Source organism: Bradyrhizobium guangxiense, from assembly GCF_004114915.1.
Classification (GTDB): Bacteria; Pseudomonadota; Alphaproteobacteria; order Rhizobiales; family Xanthobacteraceae; genus Bradyrhizobium; species Bradyrhizobium guangxiense.
Window position 1 is genome coordinate 5,114,229 of the sequence record NZ_CP022219.1, and the last position, 20,503, is coordinate 5,134,731.

The window sequence follows — 20,503 nt, forward strand, 5'->3', positions numbered from 1 at the left end:
CGGATGGACCATCACTCCCCATCCCGCAAGCGCCGGTACAGCGCGCCCAGGATGTTAGAATAGTCGTCGGTCCAGACCCGCACCCTGTCGTCGGCTTCGGTCTGCTCCCATGACTTGGACGAGGCGAGCCTGCCGATGTCGGCGTCCTCCCGCGCGGAGATGACGACGTCGGTCGAGAAGATGTAGTCGGCATCTCGCCCCGAATCCTCGTTGAAGACCCAGCTCTTGAGATCGTTGGCATCGGCGATGCCGACCACGACGGTCTCGAGATCGAGGTGCCGGTTGGACACATGCATCACCACGGCGCCGTGCGGCGCGAGCTTGTCCTTGTAGATCTTCATCGCCTCTTCGGTGGCGAGGTGGATCGGGATCGCATCGGAGGAATAGGCGTCGACGATGATGAGATCGTAGGCGCCGTCGGGCTCCTTGGCGAAGGTCAGGCGCGCATCGCCGATCACGGGCTTCATGTCCGGCAGGCAGCTCGAGATGTAGCGGAAATTCCTGGGGTCACGCGCGGCATCCACCATGGATTGGTCGATCTCGAAGAATTTCCAGTCCTCGCCGGACGCGGCGGCGCAGGCGAGCGTGCCGGAGCCGACGCCGATTGCGGCGACCTTGAGCGGCGTCCCCTTACGCTCGCGGATCGCGCTGATGGCCTGACCGATGCCACCGTCCTTGTGATAGTAGGTGATCGGCTCGGGCCGGCCAGTCACCGGCGTGCCGTCATTGTTGCGGAAGCGCTCGGCGCCGTGAATGGTGGTGCCGTGCATCAGCACGTGGAAGTAGCCACCGGGCGTCACCACGATCTTGTGCACGCCGAAGAAGCTGCGCACCGTCGTGACGCGGCCCTCGTCCGCCGGATAGACGCGGATCAATGCCAACGCGAGCACGACGGTGGCGAAGATCTTCCAGCGTCCGGCATTGAGCGCCAGCGCGAGCAGCGCGGCGAACACGCCGACGCTGCCAGCGACCCAGACGCGGTGATCCTCGAACCAGGTCGAGAGGCCGCCCGTGGTGGTGGACGGCGCAACCAGCGCAACCGCGAGCGCGGCGAGCACCAGCCAGTACCACTTGACGATGCCGGCGAGCCGCTCGTTGGCAGGCGGCCGGCACAATGCCGCAAGCGCGATCAGGATCGGATATTCGGCGATCCACGAGAACGTGAAGGGCGCGAGGAGACCGGCAAAGAGGCCGCCGACCATGCCGCCGAACGACAGGGCGACATAGAAGCCGGTGAGATATTTGGCGGCCGGCCGCGTCCGCGCCAGTTCGCCGTGGCAGGCCATGGCGATGACGAAGAAGCAGAGCTGGTGGCCGCCGAGCGTCAGCAGCAGGTTCTGCTCGCCGCCGAAGGCAAGCAGGACGACCACGCCCGCGATCGCCACCGGCTGCAGCATCAGCATCCATTTGTGCGGCAGCAGCGGCCGCGACTGGAACACCACGACCCAGGTGAGCAGATACAGCGACAACGGCAGCACCCAGAGCAGCGGCGCCGCCGCGACATCGGTCGAGATGTGCGCGGTGACGGCGATGAGCAGGCCAGACGGCACCGCGGCGAGGAAGATCCAGCGCAGCCGTGTCAGGAAAGTTGGCGCCGGTGCATTGACGTTCTCGGTTTGCGCATCAACCACGGGCAGCGTCGGCGAGCGCAACAGCAACACGCCGCAGGCCGCGATCAGGAGGATCAACAGCCCGTAGAGGCCAGTCCAGAGCCGGTTCTGCGTATGCAGCGTGAACACCGGCTCCAGCAGGAAGGGATAGGACAGCAGCGCAAGGAAGCTGCCGACATTGGAGGAGGCGTAGAGGAAATAGGGATCGTGCGCAGCGGGATGGCCGGTGCGAACGAACCAGGCCTGCAGCAGCGGATTATTGGCGGCGAGCGCGAAGAACGGCAGACCGATCGAGACCACGAACAAGCCGAGCAGCCAGAACGCGTACCCGGAAGCCGGCGGCTCGCCGTAGGCCGAGGCGATGCCGAGCGGCAGCGTCGCGAAGGCCGCGATCAGCAGCACCAGATGCACGGCGACCGGCACGACCCGGCTCCTCGCCTGCATCAACAGATGCGCATAGGCATAGCCCGCCAGCAGCAGCGACTGGAAGAACACCATCGCCACCGACCACACCGCCGGCGAGCCGCAAAGCCGCGGCAGCACCATCTTCGTGAACAACGGCTGCACCGAGAACAGCAGCAGCGCGCTGACGAAGATCGCCGCGGTGTAGACCGTCAGCAGCAGCCGGTTGCGCGAGGCGGACGGCTGCTCCGTGGCCGCGGGTTGCACGATCGAATCCATGGAAGCTCCGGCTCAAGACCCAGCGGGCGCCGGGCGCGCGCAATGGAGCACAAGGCGCCTGAACGGGCAATAAAGGGTGTCGTGATGTTGCGGCGGGGAATGCTTGATATAGAGATGTCATTCCGGGGCGCCTCGGAGAGGCGAACCCGGAATCTCGAGATTCCGGGTCTGGTCCTTCGGACCATCCCGGAATGACGGTGGAACAACTTGAAACTCTCATGAGCGAAACCGACGTCGTCATCATCGGCGCTGGCCACAACGGCCTCACCTGCGCGGCCTATCTCGCGATGGCGGGCCTGCGGGTGCGCGTGGTCGAACGCCGCAAGGTGGTCGGCGGCGCCGCGGTCACGGAAGAGTTTCACCCGGGATTCCGCAATTCGGTCGCGGCCTACACCGTGAGCCTGCTCAATCCGCAGGTGGCCCGCGACCTCAAGCTCACCGAACAGGGTCTGCGGATCGTCGAACGGCGCGCCCAGAACTTCCTGCCGGCGCCGGACGGCAGCTATCTCCTCACCGGCGAGGGACGGACGAAGCAGTCCGTCGCGCGGCTCAGCGCGCCTGACGCAGGCGCGCTCGACGGGTTTTCGCGCGAGCTGGAAGACATCGCCGACGTGCTGCGGCAGTTCGTGCTCCGCGCGCCGCCGAACCTCGTCGACGGTTTTGGCGCAGCGGCCGTCCGCGAAGGCCTCAACGCCTGGAAGACCGCCAACATCCTGCGCGGCCTCACGCTGGAACAGAGCCGCAGCCTGCTCGATCTCTTCACCCGCTCCGCCGGCGAGTTGCTGGACGAGCGCTTCGAGCATGATCTGGTCAAGGCGCTGTTCGGCTTCGACGCCATAGTCGGCAACTATGCCAGCCCCTACGCCGCCGGCTCGGCCTATGTGATGCTGCATCACGCCTTCGGCGAGGTGAACGGCAAGAAGGGTGTCTGGGGCCACGCCATCGGCGGCATGGGCGCGATCACGCAGGCGATGGCGCGCGCGGCACGCGAGCGCGGCGTCGTGATCGATACCGATGCGGGCGTCCGTGAGATCATCGTCGAGCGCGACCGCGCCGTCGGCGTCGTGCTGGAGAACGGCTCAACCGTCCGCGCCAAATATGTCGCGGCCAATGTCAATCCGAAGCTGCTCTACACGCGGCTGGTCGCGGCCGATGCCCTGCCTGCGGGCTTCCTCGCGCGCATCCGGAACTGGAAGAACGGTTCCGGCACCTTCCGCATGAATGTGGCGCTGGACCGTCTCCCCTCCTTCACGGCGCTGCCGGGCGAGGGCGATCATCTTTCTTCCGGCATCATCCTGGCGCCGAGCCTTGCCTACATGGACCATGCCTATCTCGATGCGCGGGCGCAGGGCTGGAGCCGCGCGCCCGTCGTCGAGATGCTGATCCCCTCCACACTCGACGACACGCTGGCGCCCGCGGGAAAGCATGTTGCGAGCCTGTTCTGCCAGCATGTCGCGCCGGAGCTTCCCGATGGAAGGTCGTGGGACGACCATCGCGAAGAGGTCGCCGATCTCATGATCGCGACGGTGGATAAATACGCGCCCGGCTTTGCGGCGAGCGTGCTGGGCCGCCAAGTCCTGTCACCGCTCGATCTCGAACGGCAGTTCGGCCTGCTCGGCGGCGACATCTTCCACGGCGCGCTGACCTTGAACCAGCTGTTCTCGGCACGGCCGATGCTGGGCCATGCCGATTATCGCGGACCGTTGAAGGGCCTCTACCATTGCGGCTCAGGCGCCCATCCCGGCGGCGGCGTCACCGGCGCTCCCGGTCATAACGCCGCGCAGGCGATCTTGAGGGATCACCGGTCGCTGTTCGGAAGCCGTGGATAGGCCTGTGGATGGCTTGTGGACAGGCTGTCGAAAGGTCTGTGGTCCGCCCGCGGATGGCTCGGTCAGATGGTCGGGGGCGAACCGGGGAAAAGTCGGTGGAAATCGTCAGGACAATCACGGGAAAAGCGGGTGGATAAGTCCCGGCCGACAGGCGGGACAAGCTGTGAAGATCCCGGAGGAACACACGCGGTAGAAACGACCTCGCCCGCCAGGGGGGACCCCCTCGCGGGCGTTGATCAGGAATAACCTCGGAAGAAAATAGCCCCCGCTGGGAAATGGAGGCGGAAATTACTTCAAGGAGCTGCTAATCGAACTGAACTTGTCGTTCAAGGTCGAGCCCAGGCTGTTCACCACGGTGATGATCGCCAGAGCGATACCCGCGGCAATCAGGCCGTACTCGATCGCAGTTGCACCGGACTCATCCGACCAGAACTTCTGAATCATGCTCTTCAAGACTCGCCTCCGTTTCAATTCCAGGCTGTGTTGCCTTAATTCGACATCCGAGAATGTACGGGGCACACCCTTCGGTCGGGTTAACCCGGGAACCGCAAGTTGTTCGGAACATTGGCGACAAAAGTTCCCAAAATTGAATTGAACGGACACCCGAATGCAGCCTTCTCCTACCCATCGCGCCAGCTTTTCGATCGGCAGCGAGGCCGACGCCAAGCGCGTCGTCGACCTGCTCACCGAGGTGTTTTTCGAAGGCGATGCGGCGGTCGCCGCCTTCGAGCGGCCGGACGGACAGTGGGACGTCACGCTCCATTTCGCCGATGCGCCCGATCAGGCTTGGCTGCGCGAACTCGTTGTAACTTCAGCAGGAAATGAGATCGCCGCAACGCTCACCTTCGACACCGTCGAGGCCAAGGACTGGGTCAAGGCCAGTCTGGAAGATCTCGTCCCGGTCCCGGCTGGGCGCTTCGTCGTCCACGGCAGCCACGACCGCGACCGCGTGGCGCCGAACAAGCTCGCCATCGAGATCGAGGCGGCCCTCGCCTTCGGCACCGGCCATCACGGCACGACGCGTGGCTGTTTACTCCTGCTTGACCATGTCCTGAAGAGTTCCCGCCCGAGGAGCCTGCTTGACCTCGGCACCGGGACCGGCGTGCTGGCGATCGCCGCCGCGAAGGCGCTGCATCGCGCCGTGCTCGCCTCCGACATCGATCCGCCCTCGGTGCGGGTGGCCGCCGAGAACGCCTCGCTCAATGAAGTTGGCAATCATGTGCGGGTGATCCGCGCCACCGGCTTTGCCGCGCCGGATTTTGCACAGGCCGGCCGGTTCGACCTGGTGCTGGCCAACATCCTTGCCAACCCCTTGCGGCAATTGGCGGGTCCGATGGCGCGGCATCTTGCGCCTGGCGGACGCGTCATCCTCTCCGGGCTGTTGACGCACCAGGCCCCCGCCGTGATCGCCGCCTACCGCGCGCGCGGCCTCGTGCCGTTGAAGCATCTGCGGATCGAGGGGTGGAGCAGTCTGTTGTTGAGGAAGCTTTCGTAGAGTGGGTTGGCCCCGGGCTGCGCGACGCGCAGTCCCTTGGCGTAACCCACCTCTTCTGTCTGCGCGGATAGAACGGCGGTGGGTCACGCCTTCGGCTAACTCTCCCAACGGCATTCTCGATGCCGCTACTCCACCGGCCTGTCGTCCCGACGCACTGCGCGCTCGTCAAGCAAGGCGCGCCTTGCGCGGCGCTCGGCAATCCGTTCGATCATCTGACTGATGACGCTGCGCGGCTTCTTCGGTACTGCCGTAGCCGCCGGGGCGCGGCGTGCCGGTGGCGAAATCTTCTCAAACGTGAACGCTGGCATCGTGTGTCCCCTCGTCGTTGAGATGAACCACTTGCTCGAATTTCCCTGTTATCCGGACGAAGCGCGACTGCCGCGTCCTTACTCCACTCAATTCAAGTGGAACTATTTCAAGCACAGTCCATGCCAGATGCGATGCAAATGCGTCCAGATTGCGGACTCGCCCCCATGATCCTAAAGTGATCCACCATGTTCGAAGCACACTTCCAGACATTCGAGGAGCCGGAGGCCGGCGTCGCATTGACGGCACGGCTGGCCGCACTGCGCGAAGAACTCGCCCGCCGCAAGCTGACCGGCTTCGTCGTGCCGCGCGCCGATCAGCAGCAGAACGAATATGTGCCCCCATCGGAAGAGCGGCTGGCCTGGCTGACCGGCTTTACAGGCTCGGCGGGCCTCGCGGTGGTGCTGGCCCAGGAAGCCGCGGTGTTCGTCGACGGCCGCTACACCCTTCAAGCCGCCAAGCAGGTCGATGCCAAGGCCTGGGCGGTGGAATCGCTGATCGACCCGCCGCCGGAAAGCTGGGTGTCGGCGCATCTGAAGGCCGGTGACCGCCTTGGATTTGATCCGTGGCTGCACACTTTTGCGGCAGCCGAACGCCTGTCCGCCGCATGCGCCAGGGCCGGTGCCGAGCTCGTCGCGGTCGACAGCAATCCTGTCGACGCGATCTGGCAGGACCGCCCGCAGCCGCCGCTCGCCCCCGTCGCCGTGCACGGACTCCAGCATGCCGGCATCACTGAGGCCGAGAAGCTGACGCAGATCCGAAGCGAGATCGGCAAGCTCGGCGTCGACGCGCTGGTGCTGTCCGACAGCCACGCGGTCGCCTGGACCTTCAACATCCGCGGCGCCGATGTCGCCCATACCCCGCTGCCGCTGTCCTACGCGCTGGTGCCGAGGGACGGACGGCCGACCATCTTCATCGACCACCGCAAGCTCTCCAACCTCACGCGCGATCATCTCGAGCAATCCGCCGACGTGCGCGAACCCGATGCGATGGCGCCGACCCTGATGGCCCTCGCCAAGGGCGGCGGGTCGATCGCACTCGACAGCGCCACCGCGGCCGACGCGCTCAGCCGTCTGATCGCAAGCGCCGGCGGCAAGCCGGTGCGCGGCAGCGATCCGATTGCCCTGCTCAAAGCGGTCAAGAACGCAACCGAGGTCAAGGGGACGCAGACGGCGCACCGGCGCGACGCCGTGGCGCTGGCGCGCTTCCTCGCCTTCATCGACCGCGAGGCTGCAAGCGGCAAGCTCACCGAGATCGACGCTGTCGAGGCGCTGGAGACGTTCCGTCGCGACACCGGCGCGTTGAAGGACGTCTCGTTTCCCACCATCTCCGGCACCGGTCCGAACGGTGCCATCGTGCACTACCGCGTCACCCGCAAGAGCAACCGGCGGATCGCGCCCGGCGACCTCTTGCTGATCGATTCCGGCGCGCAGTACGAGGACGGCACCACTGACGTCACCCGGACCATGGCCGTGGGCGAGCCGACGGAGGAGATGCGCGACCGCTTCACCCGCGTGCTGCGCGGCCATATCGCGATCGCGCGTGCAATTTTCCCCGACGGCACCACGGGCGCGCAGCTCGACACGCTGGCGCGGCAATATCTCTGGGCCGCCGGCGTCGATTTCGAGCACGGCACCGGTCACGGCGTCGGCAGCTATCTGTCGGTGCACGAAGGGCCGGCACGGATTTCGAAGCTCGGCACCACGCCGCTGAAGCGCGGCATGATCCTCTCCAACGAGCCCGGCTACTACAAGACCGACGGCTTCGGCATCCGCATCGAGAATCTCGAGCTGGTCGTCGCCGCCGACATCAAGGGCGCCGAGAAGCCGATGAACGCGTTCGAGACGCTGACACTCGCGCCGATCGACCGCCGGCTGATCGATGTCGCAATGCTGAGCCGCGACGAGCTCGACTGGCTCAATGCCTATCACGCACGCGTCCGGGCCGAGGTGCGGCCGGCTCTCGACGAGGCGACGAAGGCCTGGCTCGATCAGGCGACGGCGGAGCTGAAGGCCTAACTTCGTCATTGCGCATGGCACTACGCGATTTGCGCAATGCTGCTTCCCCAGTCACAGCTGTCATGTCCCGCGAAGGCAGGGCATCCGCTAGGCCGCAGCCTCTCGGTTCAATCCTTGCCGTCTCTGGAATACGGGATTCCCCGCCTTCGCGGGGAACGACACCTGTGATGCGGCACGAGCGACGCGCCCAATCGGTCGCCATCGTCTCTCATCATAACCGTCCCGGAATCCGAATAGCCGCATTCCGAAACGCCGATATCCGTCTTGCGTGAGCACGCTACAGTCGATTCGACTTCGAGAGACGGACGACGATGCACGGCATGATCAGCAGGCCGCCGGATGTGGCGACGAAGAACATCGCGACCTCGCGCGTGGTGTTGCTGCTGCTGGTCGTCATGACCGGGATCGCGCCGATCTCGCTCTATATACTGGTTCCGGCACTGCCCGTGCTCGCAACCACGTTCGGCCGCGACATCTCGATCGCGCAGATGACGGTGTCGCTCTACATGGTCGGCATCGCCCTGTCGCAGCTGATCATGGGACCGCTGTCGGACCGGTTCGGGCGGCGCCCAGTGCTGCTTGGCGGCCTCGCGCTGATGGTCGCGGCCAGCATCGCCTGCATCTTCGCGCAAGACCTGCCGCAGCTCATTGCCGCGCGCTTCTTCCAGGCGCTCGGCGGCGCCTCCGGCATGGTGGTGAGCCGCGCCATCATCCGCGACATCTACGAGCGCGACCGCGTCGCCTCCATGATCAGCCTCGTGATCGCCGCCCTGATGATCGGCCAGATGGTCTCGCCGCTCACCGGCGGCCTGATCGAGACCGCGTTCGGCTGGCGCGCGATCTTCTACGCCGTCACGATCGGCGCGATCGCCGTTGCCGTCGGCATCGCGATCGCGCTGCCGGAGACGCGCCGCTCCCGCGCAGCCGGCAGTGGCGGATTTCGCAACGACGTCGGCACTCTCATCAAGAGCCGCGCCTTCATCGGCTACGTGATGTGCCAGGTGCTGGCCTCGCAGATCATCTTCACCTTCGCCGGCGGCGGCCCGTACATCGTCGTCACGCAAATGGGCCGGACCAGCGCCGAATACGGCGCCTGGTTCGCAACGACGGGATTTGCGTATCTGGTCGGTAATCTGCTCTGCGTGCGCTTCGCGCCGCGGCACTCGCTGGAGAAGCTGATCTGGTTCGGGCTGGGCTTGCAGCTCTGCGGCAGCCTGCTGAACCTGCTCTGGAGCTTCACCGGCTGGAACGAAGCTCCCGCCTGGCTGTTCGGCACGCAGATGATCGTGATGGTCGGCAATGCCTTCGTGATGGCGAACTCCGCCGCCGGCGCCATCAGCATCCGCCCCGAGGCGGCCGGCACTGCGTCGGGCGCGATGGGCTTCCTCCAGCAGGGCATCGGCGCGCTGATGTCCCAGTTCGGCGCCTATCTCGGCGGCCACTCGGCCACGACGCTGCCGCTGACCGCGGCCGTCCTCGCCATTTCGCTGCTCTGCGCCTGCATGATGATCTTCGTCGTCCCCCGCCGCGAACTCGTGGTGAGCGAGACGCTGATCGAGCAGGCGGAGGAGGAAGAGAGCGGGATGATGTGAGGTTGAACCCGTCACTCCCCGATCAGCTTCAGCCACTCCTCTTCCGTCAGCACCTTGACGCCGTGCTTGTTGGCCTCCGCCAGCTTCGAGCCGGCGCCGGGGCCGGCGACGACGAGATCGGTCTTCTTCGACACCGAGCCGGACACCTTGGCCCCTAGACGCTCCGCCGTGGCCTTGGCCTCGTCGCGGGTCATCTTCTCCAGGGACCCCGTGAAAACCACGGTCTTGCCGGCGACGGGCGAATTGCCCTTCGGCTTCTCGGCGTCGACGATCTCGACCTCTTTCGTCAGCCGCTCGACGATGCCGCGATTGTGGCTCTCGCCGAAATAATCGGCGATGCTCTTGATCACGGTGTCGCCGATCTGGTCGAGCGCATCCATGTCGGCCATCGCCTCCTCGTCACCCTTGGCGACCTTAAGGCAGGCATCGTGGAAGGCGTCCCACGAGCCGTACCCGCGTGCCAGCGCCAGCGCCGTGGTCTCGCCGACATGGCGCATGCCGAGCGCATAGATAAAGCGCTCCAGGGCGATCTTGCGCCGACTCTCGATGGCGCCGAACAGATTGCGCACCGAGGTCGCGCCATAGCCCTCGATCTCCTCGAGCTTGAGCTTGGAATTGCGCTTCTCGAGCGTGAAGATGTCGGCGGGCTCCTTGACCCATCCCTCGTCGAAGAAATACTGGAGCTGCTTCTCGCCGAGCCCGTCGATGTCGAAAGCGCGGCGCGAGACGAACAGCTTGAGGTGCTCGATCTTCTGATAGGGGCAGGCGAACTCGCCGGTGCAGCGCGCGCGGGAGCCCTCTTCGCCGGTCGCGGTCTCCTCGCGCACGACGTCGGTGTGCAGCGGGCACGGGCATTTCTTCGGGAAATGGAATTCCCTGGCCGTCTTCGGCCGCTTGTCGAGGACGACGTCGACCACTTGCGGGATGACGTCGCCTGCGCGCTGGATCACGACGGTGTCGCCGATCCTGATGTCGCGGCCCTCGCGCAGCACCTCGCCCTTGTTGCCGATGCCCTTGATGTAGTCCTCATTGTGCAGCGTGACGTTCTGCACGATCACGCCGCCGACGCCGACGGGCTCGAGCTTGCCGACCGGCGTGAAGGAGCCGGTACGGCCGACCTGGATCTCGATGTCGCGCAGCACCGTCATGGCGCGCTCGGCCGGGAATTTGTGCGCGATGCCCCAGCGCGGCGTGCGCGAGACGAAGCCGAGACGCTCCTGCCAGGCGATGCGGTCGACCTTGTAGACGACGCCGTCGATGTCGTAGTCGAGCCGTGCGCGCTGCTCCTCGATGGAATGATGGAAGGTGAGCAGCTCCTCGACGGAATGACAGAGCCTGGTTAGCGGGTTGGTCTTGAAGCCGCAACGCTCGAACCAGTGGATCATGCCGCTCTGCGTCTCTTCCGGCATCGCGCTCATCTCGCCCCAGGCATAGGCGAAGAAGCCGAGCGGCCGCGAGGCGGTGATGGTCGGATCCTTCTGCCGCAGCGAGCCGGCGGCGGAGTTGCGCGGATTGGCGAAGACGGTGTCGCCGGCTGCCTTCTGCCGCTCATTGAGCGCGAGGAACGCTTTCTTGGTCATGTAGACCTCGCCGCGGACTTCGCAGATGTCGGGGACGTTGCGGCCCTTCAGCTTCTGCGGCACGTCTTCGAGGGTGCGGATATTGGCGGTGACGTCCTCGCCCACCGCGCCGTCGCCGCGTGTCGCAGCGGTGACGAGCTCGCCGCCCTCATAGCGCAGCGACATCGAGAGGCCGTCGATCTTCGGCTCGGCGGAGAAATCGACCTTGTCGTCGTCGAGCTTCAGGAAGCGCACGATGCGGCCGACGAAGTCGCGCACGTCCTCTTCGGCAAAGGCATTGTCGAGCGACAGCATCGGGACGGCGTGCCGCACCTTCCTGAAGCGCCCCGACGGCGCCGCACCGACCTTCTGCGAGGGCGATTCCGCGCTGACGAACTCCGGAAAGCGCTTTTCGATCGCGTTGAGGCGCTGACGCAGCGCGTCGTACTCGGCATCGGTGATGGTGGGCGCATCCTCCTGATAGTAGCGCTCGTTGTGTCCCTCGATCTCGAGCGACAACCGCATATGCTCGACCTTGGCCTGCGCCTTGGTGAGGTCGGCGACGTCGCGAAGCGGTTTCGATTTTGCTGCTCTTGCCATGATGCTTGGATACGACGGAGCGGGCGGAGCGGTAAAGGCGGGCTGGCTTCATTGTTCCCCAGCTATTTGGTGTGGCACCGCATGCCACACCGCGTCCGGGACATGGTGGCCTAGGCCGTCGCCGCCTTGAGCAGTCGTTCCGCAGCCGCCCTCGCCTCTGCTGTGATCTCGGCGCCGGCCAGCATGCGGGCGATCTCCTCGCGGCGGTGGTCGGCGGCCAGCGCATTGACGCGGGTGGCGACGCGCTTGCCCTTGTCGAGGGCGTCCTTGGAGATGAGCAGATGCTGGTCGGCGCGGGCGGCGACCTGCGGGGCGTGCGTCACGGCCATCACCTGGACCTTGCCGGCAAGGCGCGCCAGGCGGCCGCCGATGGCGTCGGCGACCGCGCCGCCCACGCCGGTGTCGATCTCGTCGAACACCAGCGTCGGCGCCGAGCCGCGATCGGACAGCACGACCTTCAGCGCCAGCAGGAAGCGCGACAGCTCGCCGCCGGAGGCGACCTTCATCAGCGGGCCCGGCTTGGTGCCCGGATTGGTCTGAACCCAGAACTCGACGCGGTCGAAGCCCTGCGGCCCCGGCGCGGCCTCGTCGGTCTCGACCTGGGTCATGAATTTTGCGCGCTCGAGCTTGAGCGGCGCGAGCTCGGCATTGACGGCCTTGTTGAGCTTCTCCGCCGATTTCTGCCGCGCCAGCGACAGCTTCTTGGCAGCGGCGGCGTAGCGGCCATCTGCCTCGATGGCGGCCTGCTCCAGCTTCTTCAGCTGCGAGGCGCCGGCATCGATCAGCACGACGTCGGCGGCATATTTGGCGGCCAGCGCGGCGAGCCCGTCGACCGGCGTCGAATATTTGCGCGAGGCGGCGCGCAAGGCGAACAGGCGCTCCTCGATACGTTCGAGCTCGGCCGGATCGAAATCGGTCGCGGCCAGCGCCGCCTGGAGATGCTGGTCGGCCTCCTCCAGCGCGTTGATCGCCGCGTCGATCGCCTTCACGGCCGGCTCGACCAGCGCCGGCGAGTTGACGCCGCGGCGCTCCAGCCGGCGCACCGCTGCCGACAGCGCCGCGACCGGCGAATGGTTGCCGCCGACCGCCTCCTGCGCCTCGCGCAGATCGGAGGCGATCTTCTCGCCCTGCATCATGGTGGTGCGGCGATGGGCGAGCGAGGTCTCCTCGCCGTCCTTGGGCGCGAGCTGCTTCAGCTCGTCGGAGGCGTGGCGCAGATAGTCGGCCTCCCGCGCGGCGCGCTCCATGCCGGCGCGGTGCTCCTCCAACGCGGTGTTGGCGATCCGGCGGGCGTCCCAGAGCATCTCGACCGCGGCGACGTCCTTCTCCAGGCCGGCAAAGGCGTCGAGCAGGCGGCGATGGGTGGCGGCATCGACCAGCGCACGCTCGTCGTGCTGGCCGTGGATCTCGACCAGGGCGGCGCCGACCGCCTTCAGCGTCTGCACGCTGATCGACTGGTCGTTGATGAAGGCGCGGGTGCGGCCATCGGCGAACTGCACGCGTCGGAGAATCATCTCGCCGGTGTCGTCGAGACCGTTCTCGGCCAGGATCTTCGTCGCAGGGTGATTCTTCGGGACATCGAACACGGCCGTCACCTGCCCCTGCTCCGCGCCGTGACGCACGAGGCCGGCATCGCCGCGGCCGCCGAGCGCCAGCGCGAAGGCATCGAGCAGGATGGATTTGCCCGCACCGGTCTCGCCGGTCAAAACCGCGAGCCCGGTGGCGAATTCGATATCGAGCCGTTCGATCAGGACGATGTCACGGATCGACAGACGCGCCAGCATGAACCAAATTTCCTAGCCGAGACCCATCTTCTTGAAGGTCCGGCTGATCCAAGACCCTTGATTCTCGCTCGGTTCGAGACCGCCGGATTTTACAAGATTATAGGCGTCCTTGTACCAGCGGCTGTCAGGAAAATTGTGCCCAAGCACAGCCGCCGCGGTCTGCGCTTCCCCGACGATGCCGATCGCCATATAGGCCTCGGTGAGCCGGAACAGAGCCTCCTCGACATGGCGGGTGGTCTGGTACTGCGTGACGACGGTCTTGTAGCGGTTGATCGCCGCCGTGTAGTCGCGCTTCTGCGCGTAATAGCGGCCGGTATTCATTTCCTTGCCGGCGAGCTGGTCGCGCGCGCCCTCGATCTTGGCTTTGGCCGAGGTGGCATATTCCGAGTTCGGATATTTGCGAACCACCTCCTCCAGCGCGGCAATCGCCTTTTCGGTGCGGGCCTGGTCGCGGCTGACGTCCGGGATCTGGTCGTAATGAGAGGCGGCGATCAGATATTGCGCATAGGCCGCGTCCGGGCTGCCGGGATGCAGCGTGACATAGCGGGTGGCCGCGCCGATGCAGCCGTCATAGTCGCCGCCCTGATAGGACGCGTAGGCGGACATCAGCAGCGATTTACGGGCCCATTCGGAATAAGGATGCTGGCGGTCGACCTCTTCGAACTTCTTGTTCGCCGCCTTCATGTCCTTCTTCTCGTTCATGAGGTACAGGCCCTCATTGTAGATCTTGTCGGCGGGCTCCTCGACGAAGGTATCGTCCTTGGCGGTGAACTTGTCCCAGAGCGAGCCGGTGCCGCAGCCGGCCAGCGGCAGCGCGAGCAGCATGAAGGTGACGGCCTGAAGCAGCCCACGGGCTCGTGGCGAGACCGAGAAATATTCGCGCGTCATACGCTGTGCCGACATGAGTTTAAGACCTGACGCCCTGTGATGCGGTGCCCGCCAGCCCATGAACTCCGTCACGGGCGCGAAATGTAATCGTGGTGCCTGCCATGCGACCACGCCGATGGATCCGAAAAGCGATCTTTAACCAATCGGATAGGCAGGCATTTCGCCCGGATTAAGGCGAACTTGCCGCAATCCTAGCCGATCATGGTTACCAGGAGTTTCCCGGGGTGAGTCGCGGCCAAAGGCCCGCGGCAACAGCTCTGGTCAGGACACGTCCGGCCCGTAGGCCGCGGCGACCCGGCCGCCGACGATGCCGCGACCGACCTCGCCCACGGGACGCGTGGTGCGGCGGGCCGCCTCGCCCTCGACCACCCGCCAGGCGGTACGGTCGGCGAGCAGCGCGGTCAGGACGGCATGGTTGAGCTTGTGGCCGCCACGCACGGAGCGGTAGGCGCCAAGCAGCGGCAGGCCGGCCAGCGTGAGGTCGCCAATCACGTCCAGCACCTTGTGGCGGGCGCACTCATCGGCGTAGCGCAGGCCCTCGGGATTGAGCAGCCGTTCCTCGTCGAACACCACGGTGTTGCCGAAGGAGGCTCCGCGGCCGTAGCCCGCAGCCCAAAGCCGCGCTTGATCGCACATCAAGCCGAAGGTCCGGGCGCGAGCGACCTCGCGACGGAACCGCTCCGGCACGAGGTCCAGCGCGTAGCTCTGCCGGCCAATGACAGGATTGGCAAAGTCGATCTCGACTTCGGCGCGGAAGCCGTCGGCATAGGGCCGCAGCTCGCCGAAGGAGTCACCGATTGCGACGGAGACGGATTTCAAAACCTGGATGAAGCGGCGCGGCGCCGGTTGGGTGACAATCCCAGCCTGATCGATCGCCGCAACGAAGGCCGCGGCGCTGCCGTCCATGATCGGCACTTCCGGACCGTCGATCTCGATGGTGGCGTTGTCGACACCCATGCCCCGCAGTGCGGCAAGGACGTGCTCGGCCGTGGAGACCAGCGGTCCTTCACTGTCACCCAGCACCGTCGCCAGATCTGTCGCGACCACTTGCCCGGCCGTTGCCTGAACTTCGCGATCACTTCCCTCGAGGCCGGTACGGACAAAAATAAAACCCGCATCGACTGGCGCAGGCCCGAGGGTGAGAGTTACGGGAAGACCGGAATGAACGCCTACGCCTGCCACGGAGGCTTGCGCACGAAGCGTTGTTTGCCGGCTAAATTTCATCAGAACCCGCCCCACTACGACCCATTGCGACTTATACGAGACCCACCTGGCCGGTCAGTGCCGCCGGTTGCGAATCTCCGTATCCCCAAGTCACGGCGAACCATAGTCACTGCCCCAAACAGCGCCAACTCACGCTTTTTTACCGATTGTTACCCCAAACCCGCCGTATTCGCGCCAAGGCTTAACCAAATTGCGCAGAGGTTTTGGAGCGCTACCGGCGATTTTACTGAACACCCAAACACGTAATTAATGATTTAAAATCAGTTGTTTGGCTGCGCAATCCGGGCATGCACGGACCAAAAGGAAAGGTCCCGGCAAGCTTGTTACCGGGACCCGTTTTCGTCTGCCTTATTGTAACAATCCTCAGGTTGCCTGCCGCCGCAGGAAGGCCGGGATATCAAGATGGTCGTCGCCCTGTGGCGCCGGCGCAACAGGCGCGGGACGGCCATGCATGTCCAATCCCTGCGGCGCGGGACGGCGGGCGTACTCAGATACCGGCTCGTTCGATGCGATCTGCTGCGCCACGGTCTTCTGCGACCGGCGCTCGGGCAGCGGCGGCATGGCGGGACCAGCGGGGCGGGCCGCGACCGGCGGCTCGCTTTCCTCGTCACGACGGCCGAGGCCGACATTGGCAAGGCGCTGCAGCAGCGATAGGCGGGGCTTCTGCGGGACCTCCTCTTCGACCTCGCCGCGGGCCTGGCGAATCTCGGCCTGGGCCGGCATCGGCAGCTCCTCGATCCGCGGCATGCGCGGCGCCCGGACCGGCGGACGCTCGGCCTGCGGCGGGATGAAGTTTTCCGGCGTCATCGGCTCCTGCATCGCGACCGGGGCCATGTCAGGCTCCGGGAACAGGGTCGGCTTCTGCGCGATTGGCCGCACGGTGACGTCGCCATAGGTCTGCGGCGCGGGCGCCTGGGGGACTTCAGCGACGGCAGCGGCGATGGCGGCGAGCGCTGCGCGCTCGACGTTCGGGCGCGGCGCGACCGGAGCAGCAGGCGCCGGCGCGGCGGCCGGGACCTGGGCTTCCAGCTTCTGGGCGCGTTCGGCCAGGCGCTGATTGTCGGCGCGCAGGCGCGCGGTGAGGTCGGCGAGACGGCTCTCGGCGGCGGCCGCCGGCGCGGCGGGAGCCTGCTGCACCTGCGGCGCGGCATTGGCGACGGGCGCGGAGGTCGCCTGGCTGTTGCGGGCGATTGCGGCCTGTTCGATGCCGGTGGCAACGACCGAGACGCGGATCAGGCCGTCGAGCGCTTCGTCGAAGGTCGCGCCGACGATGATGTTGGCATCCTGGTCGACTTCCTCGCGGATGCGGGTCGCGGCCTCGTCGACCTCGAACAGCGTGAGGTCCTTGCCGCCGGTGATGGAGATGAGGAGGCCCTTGGCACCCTTCATCGAGCTGTCGTCGATCAGCGGGTTCGCGATCGCGGCTTCCGCGGCGGTCAGCGCGCGCTTGTCGCCGGAGGCCTCGCCGGTGCCCATCATCGCCTTGCCCATCTCGCGCATGACGGCGCGGACGTCGGCGAAGTCGAGATTGATCAGGCCTTCCTTGACCATCAGATCGGTGATGCAGGCAACGCCCGAATAGAGCACCTGATCGGCCATCGCGAAGGCGTCGGCGAAGGTTGTCTTCTCGTTGGCGACCCGGAACAGGTTCTGGTTCGGGATGATCAGGAGCGTATCCACGACCTTGTGCAGCTCGGCGATGCCGGCTTCCGCGGTGCGCATGCGGCGACCGCCCTCGAAGTGGAACGGCTTGGTCACGACGCCGACGGGGAGGATGCCCATGTCGCGCGCGGTCTTGGCGATCACGGGGGCTGCGCCGGTGCCGGTGCCGCCGCCCATGCCGGCGGTGACGAACACCATGTTGGCGCCCGAGAGATGGTCGCGCAGCTCGTCGATCACCTCTTCCGCCGCCGCGGCGCCGACGTTCGGCTGCGAACCCGCGCCCAACCCTTGCGTGACCGCAGTGCCCATCTGCACGATGCGCTGCGCCTTCGACATCGTCAGCGCCTGCGCGTCGGTGTTGGCGACCACGAAGTCGACGCCCTGAAGGCCGGCCGTGATCATGTTGTTGACGGCGTTGCCACCGGCGCCGCCGACGCCGAACACGGTGATCCGGGGCTTCAGTTCGTGAATATCAGGAACATTGATGCTGATGGTCATGGTTGCCTCTCGATCACGCGCGCGTGGGTTCGCCCCGGCCGGCGGCCGCGGGAGTTGGTGAAATCAGGGAATTGCGGAAATGAATCATCAGAAGCCCTCGCGTAGCCATCGTCCGACCTTTCCGAAATAACCGCCGGTCCCTGTCTTGACCTGCTGCCGCGTATGCCGCGGTTCGACATGTTCGAGGTGAACATATTGCGGGTAGACGAGGAGTCCGGCCGGCACCGCGAACGCGGCGTTCTTCGCCTCGTTGGGCAGCCGGCCGAAGCCGAGCGGACGTCCGACCCGCACTGGCCGGCCGAGAATCTGGGTGCCGAGCTCGACGAGGCCGGTGAGCTGCGAGGCGCCGCCGGAGAGCACGACGCGGCCGTTGGGCTCCGAGGCGAAGGGCGAATCCTTCAGCTTGTCCCGAACCATTTCGAAGACTTCCTCGGCACGGTGCTTGACGATGTTGGCGATGGTGGCGCGGGAAACGATCTGCGGCAGATCCTGCTCGTCACCGGCTGTCGGCACAGACATCAGCTCACGCGAGTCCGATCCGCCGGTGATGACGGTCCCGTATAACGTCTTGATTCGCTCGGCATCGGCAATGGTCGCGGAGAGTCCGCGCGCAAGATCCATCGTGATGTGTTGCCCGCCGACCGCAAAACCCGCCGCATGCACGAACCGGCCTCCTGAATAGACGGCAATCGTGGTGGTGCCGGCGCCCATCTCGACGACAGCAGCGCCCAGGTCGGCCTCGTCGTCGGTCAGCACCGACAGGCCGGCCACGTAAGGGCTGGCCGCCATGGCTTCGACATTGATGTGGCAGCGTTCGACCGCCAGCATCAGGTTGCGCGCCACGGTGGCGTCGCAGGTGACGACGTTCATGTCGACGCCGAATTGATGGGCAACCATGCCGCGGGGGTCGCGGATGCCCTTGACGCCATCGAGGGTGTAGCCGACCGGCAGCGCGTGCAGCACGGTGCGGCCTTCGCCGGTGGCGTGACGCATACCGGTGGAGGTGACGCGGCTGACATCGGCCTGCGTCACGGCGCCGCCACGGATGTCGGCCGCGGCCTCGACCAGCTGGCCGGAGAGCCGGCCGCCGGAGACCGAGAGCAGCACGGACTCGACCCGCACCTTGGCCATCTTCTCCGCCAGCGCGACGGCCTGGCGCACCGCCTGCTCGCATTCGCCGAGATCGATCACCGCGCCGGCCTTCATGCCGCGCGACTGGATCTGGCTGTAACCGATCAACTCCACCGCATGGGTGCGGCCGCGCAGCGCATCGCTCGGCGGCGACGGCTTCAGCCGCGCGATCATGCAGGCGATCTTGCTGGTGCCGATGTCGAGGCAGGCGACGAGGCCGCCGCGCTTGTGCGGCATCGGGCGCGTCTTCGGCGTCTGGGTGCGATCGAGACCGGTCATGCGGAATCCCCGGCCTTCTTTTTCTTCTTGTCCTTGAACAGATCCTCGCGCGCCTTGGCGGCGTCCTCGGACAGCTGCACCACCAGCCGATCGGGCAGGCGCATATCGACGGCGACGATGTCGCGGGAGAACAGCCTGTCCTCCTTGTCGAGCTTGGACAGCATCGCAAGCGCGTTGCCGACGTCCTGCTCGGGCAGGCGGATGTCGAGGCCGTCCTTGAGCCTCAGATTCCAGCGCCGCTCGCCGACGAAGACCGCGGCCTTCGTCACCGAATTGACCTGCGGATAGCGCGCCAGCAGCGCGAGGAAATCGCGGGCCTGGGTCTCGGCGCCCTTGCCGACCACGAGCGGCAACGACAGGAAGCGACGCGAGACGTAGGGCTCGAGCACGGCGCCGTCGTCGGCGATCACGGAGAGCCGGCCGGCCTCCTGCCACAGCGCGAACGCCTTGCGCTCGGTGAGCTCGATCATGAGCTGGCCCGGATAGAGCTTGAGCACGGTGGCATCGGCGATCCAGGGATTGGCCTTGAGCTTGTCGCGCACGGCTTCGGCATCGAGGAACAGCAGCGAGGAACGGCCGCTGACGCCGCCGATCGCCAGGATCTCGTCCTGGGTCAGCTGCTTGCGGCCGTTGATCACGACGGAGGTGATGCGGAACCCGGCGGAATTGGCCAGCGCGTTGCGCGCGTCGCTGACCGCGGTGACGAAATCCTGGAGATGGCCGCCCTTGACGATGCCGAAGCCGCAGCTTCCGATCAGCAGCAGCACGGTCATGCTGATCCCGACCCGGCGCGGCAGATAGCGCTCGACCAGCGCGACCACACGCGGCGGCGGCTCGCGCTCGACGACGGCCTTGGCCCTCGCCTTGGACTTGATCCTGTCATTGGCGGCGGCACGCGCCTCGGCGCGCTTGTCCTGTATCCACTCGCGCAGAAGCACGACCGCTCCGACAGCGGCCGCCTTCAGGTCAGCTTGGGGCCTCAGCGATCTGAAAAACGACCGGGTGAGGCTTCCTGCTCCATCCATTGCACGAGCTCGTCAACAGTTTGCCCGCGACATCGCGCGGATCCTGGCGAACATGACGTCCGGGTGCCGGGCCGGGTGCTGGTCTTCAGCAGATGAAGCCTCTCCCCTTCACAGCGTTCGCTGGAGGTGACATCACCCGCGACAGCTCACGCGCCGGCAGCCAAAGCGCCATATGCGCCGCCAGCGTTAACCTTCGGACGTCCTGGTAAACAAAAGGTAAAATTCGTTAACGTCCGGCGCATTTTGCCCCGCCGTGTGAGGCATTTATGCCGCGATGTCCGGCATTTTACCGGTTTTGGGCGCCAAACTGGCCCATTTCACC

14 protein-coding genes are annotated in these 20,503 nt (G+C 66.1%); 4 read left to right on the forward strand and 10 right to left on the reverse strand.

The features are described 5' to 3' along the window. Positions 1-11 precede the first annotated feature (11 nt). The gene (locus X268_RS24465) at positions 12-2,291 is read right to left on the reverse strand and encodes a spermidine synthase (RefSeq protein WP_128927297.1); all 2,280 of its coding nucleotides are present in this window, start codon (positions 2,289-2,291) and stop codon (positions 12-14) included. Between the two features lie 218 nt (positions 2,292-2,509). On the opposite strand from X268_RS24465, the gene X268_RS24470 reads away from it, so the two are divergent. Next, positions 2,510-4,120 carry a phytoene desaturase family protein gene (locus X268_RS24470; protein ID WP_164937908.1) on the forward strand — a complete coding sequence of 537 codons (1,611 nt, stop codon included), beginning with the start codon at positions 2,510-2,512 and terminating at the stop codon, positions 4,118-4,120. Between the two features lie 288 nt (positions 4,121-4,408). On the opposite strand, the gene X268_RS24475 is transcribed toward X268_RS24470, so the two are convergent. After that, positions 4,409-4,564 (reverse strand): Flp family type IVb pilin, encoded by a 156-nt coding sequence (locus X268_RS24475; RefSeq protein ID WP_128929373.1) that lies wholly within the window; start codon positions 4,562-4,564, stop codon positions 4,409-4,411. A 163-nt stretch (positions 4,565-4,727) separates the two neighbouring features. Between X268_RS24475 and X268_RS24480 the strand changes: the two genes are divergently transcribed. Continuing rightward, entirely contained in the window at positions 4,728-5,615 is an 888-nt protein-coding gene (locus X268_RS24480) for a 50S ribosomal protein L11 methyltransferase (RefSeq protein WP_128927299.1), read from the forward strand. A gap of 125 nt (positions 5,616-5,740) precedes the next feature. On the opposite strand, the gene X268_RS40090 is transcribed toward X268_RS24480, so the two are convergent. Next, positions 5,741-5,923, reverse strand: coding sequence for a hypothetical protein (locus tag X268_RS40090; protein WP_128927300.1), 183 nt, complete (start codon positions 5,921-5,923; stop codon positions 5,741-5,743). A gap of 186 nt (positions 5,924-6,109) precedes the next feature. Here X268_RS40090 and X268_RS24490 point away from each other — a divergent pair, with 186 nt between their 5' ends. Both X268_RS24490 and X268_RS24495 read left to right on the forward strand, forming a co-directional pair. After that, the gene (locus X268_RS24490; RefSeq protein WP_128927301.1) at positions 6,110-7,939 is read left to right on the forward strand and encodes an aminopeptidase P family protein; all 1,830 of its coding nucleotides are present in this window, start codon (positions 6,110-6,112) and stop codon (positions 7,937-7,939) included. Positions 7,940-8,250: 311 nt separating this feature from the next. Further along, positions 8,251-9,531 carry a multidrug effflux MFS transporter gene (locus X268_RS24495; protein ID WP_128927302.1) on the forward strand — a complete coding sequence of 427 codons (1,281 nt, stop codon included), beginning with the start codon at positions 8,251-8,253 and terminating at the stop codon, positions 9,529-9,531. An 11-nt stretch (positions 9,532-9,542) separates the two neighbouring features. Here X268_RS24495 and ligA read toward each other — a convergent pair whose 3' ends face one another. The 7 genes from ligA to X268_RS24530 all read right to left on the reverse strand — a co-directional run bounded on the left by ligA (position 9,543) and on the right by X268_RS24530 (position 20,181). Then, the gene (ligA, locus tag X268_RS24500) at positions 9,543-11,690 is read right to left on the reverse strand and encodes an NAD-dependent DNA ligase LigA (RefSeq protein ID WP_164937910.1); all 2,148 of its coding nucleotides are present in this window, start codon (positions 11,688-11,690) and stop codon (positions 9,543-9,545) included. Positions 11,691-11,800: 110 nt separating this feature from the next. Continuing rightward, a complete protein-coding gene (gene recN, locus X268_RS24505; RefSeq protein ID WP_128927304.1) occupies positions 11,801-13,474 on the reverse strand; it encodes a DNA repair protein RecN in 1,674 nt (557 codons plus the stop codon). Positions 13,475-13,486: 12 nt separating this feature from the next. Beyond that, on the reverse strand, positions 13,487-14,377 hold the full coding sequence (locus tag X268_RS24510; RefSeq protein WP_128927305.1) for an outer membrane protein assembly factor BamD: 891 nt from the start codon (positions 14,375-14,377) through the stop codon (positions 13,487-13,489). Positions 14,378-14,623: 246 nt separating this feature from the next. Continuing rightward, positions 14,624-15,586: a UDP-3-O-acyl-N-acetylglucosamine deacetylase gene (lpxC, locus tag X268_RS24515; RefSeq protein ID WP_128929374.1), complete on the reverse strand. Its 963-nt coding sequence runs from the start codon at positions 15,584-15,586 to the stop codon at positions 14,624-14,626. A 363-nt stretch (positions 15,587-15,949) separates the two neighbouring features. Continuing rightward, positions 15,950-17,746 (reverse strand): cell division protein FtsZ, encoded by a 1,797-nt coding sequence (gene ftsZ, locus X268_RS24520; RefSeq protein WP_128927306.1) that lies wholly within the window; start codon positions 17,744-17,746, stop codon positions 15,950-15,952. 87 nt (positions 17,747-17,833) lie between these two features. Then, a complete protein-coding gene (ftsA, locus tag X268_RS24525) occupies positions 17,834-19,156 on the reverse strand; it encodes a cell division protein FtsA (protein ID WP_128927307.1) in 1,323 nt (440 codons plus the stop codon). After that, entirely contained in the window at positions 19,153-20,181 is a 1,029-nt protein-coding gene (locus X268_RS24530; protein WP_128927308.1) for a cell division protein FtsQ/DivIB, read from the reverse strand. The genes ftsA and X268_RS24530 overlap by 4 nt, the downstream gene beginning before the upstream one ends. Between the last annotated feature and the right edge of the window lie 322 nt (positions 20,182-20,503).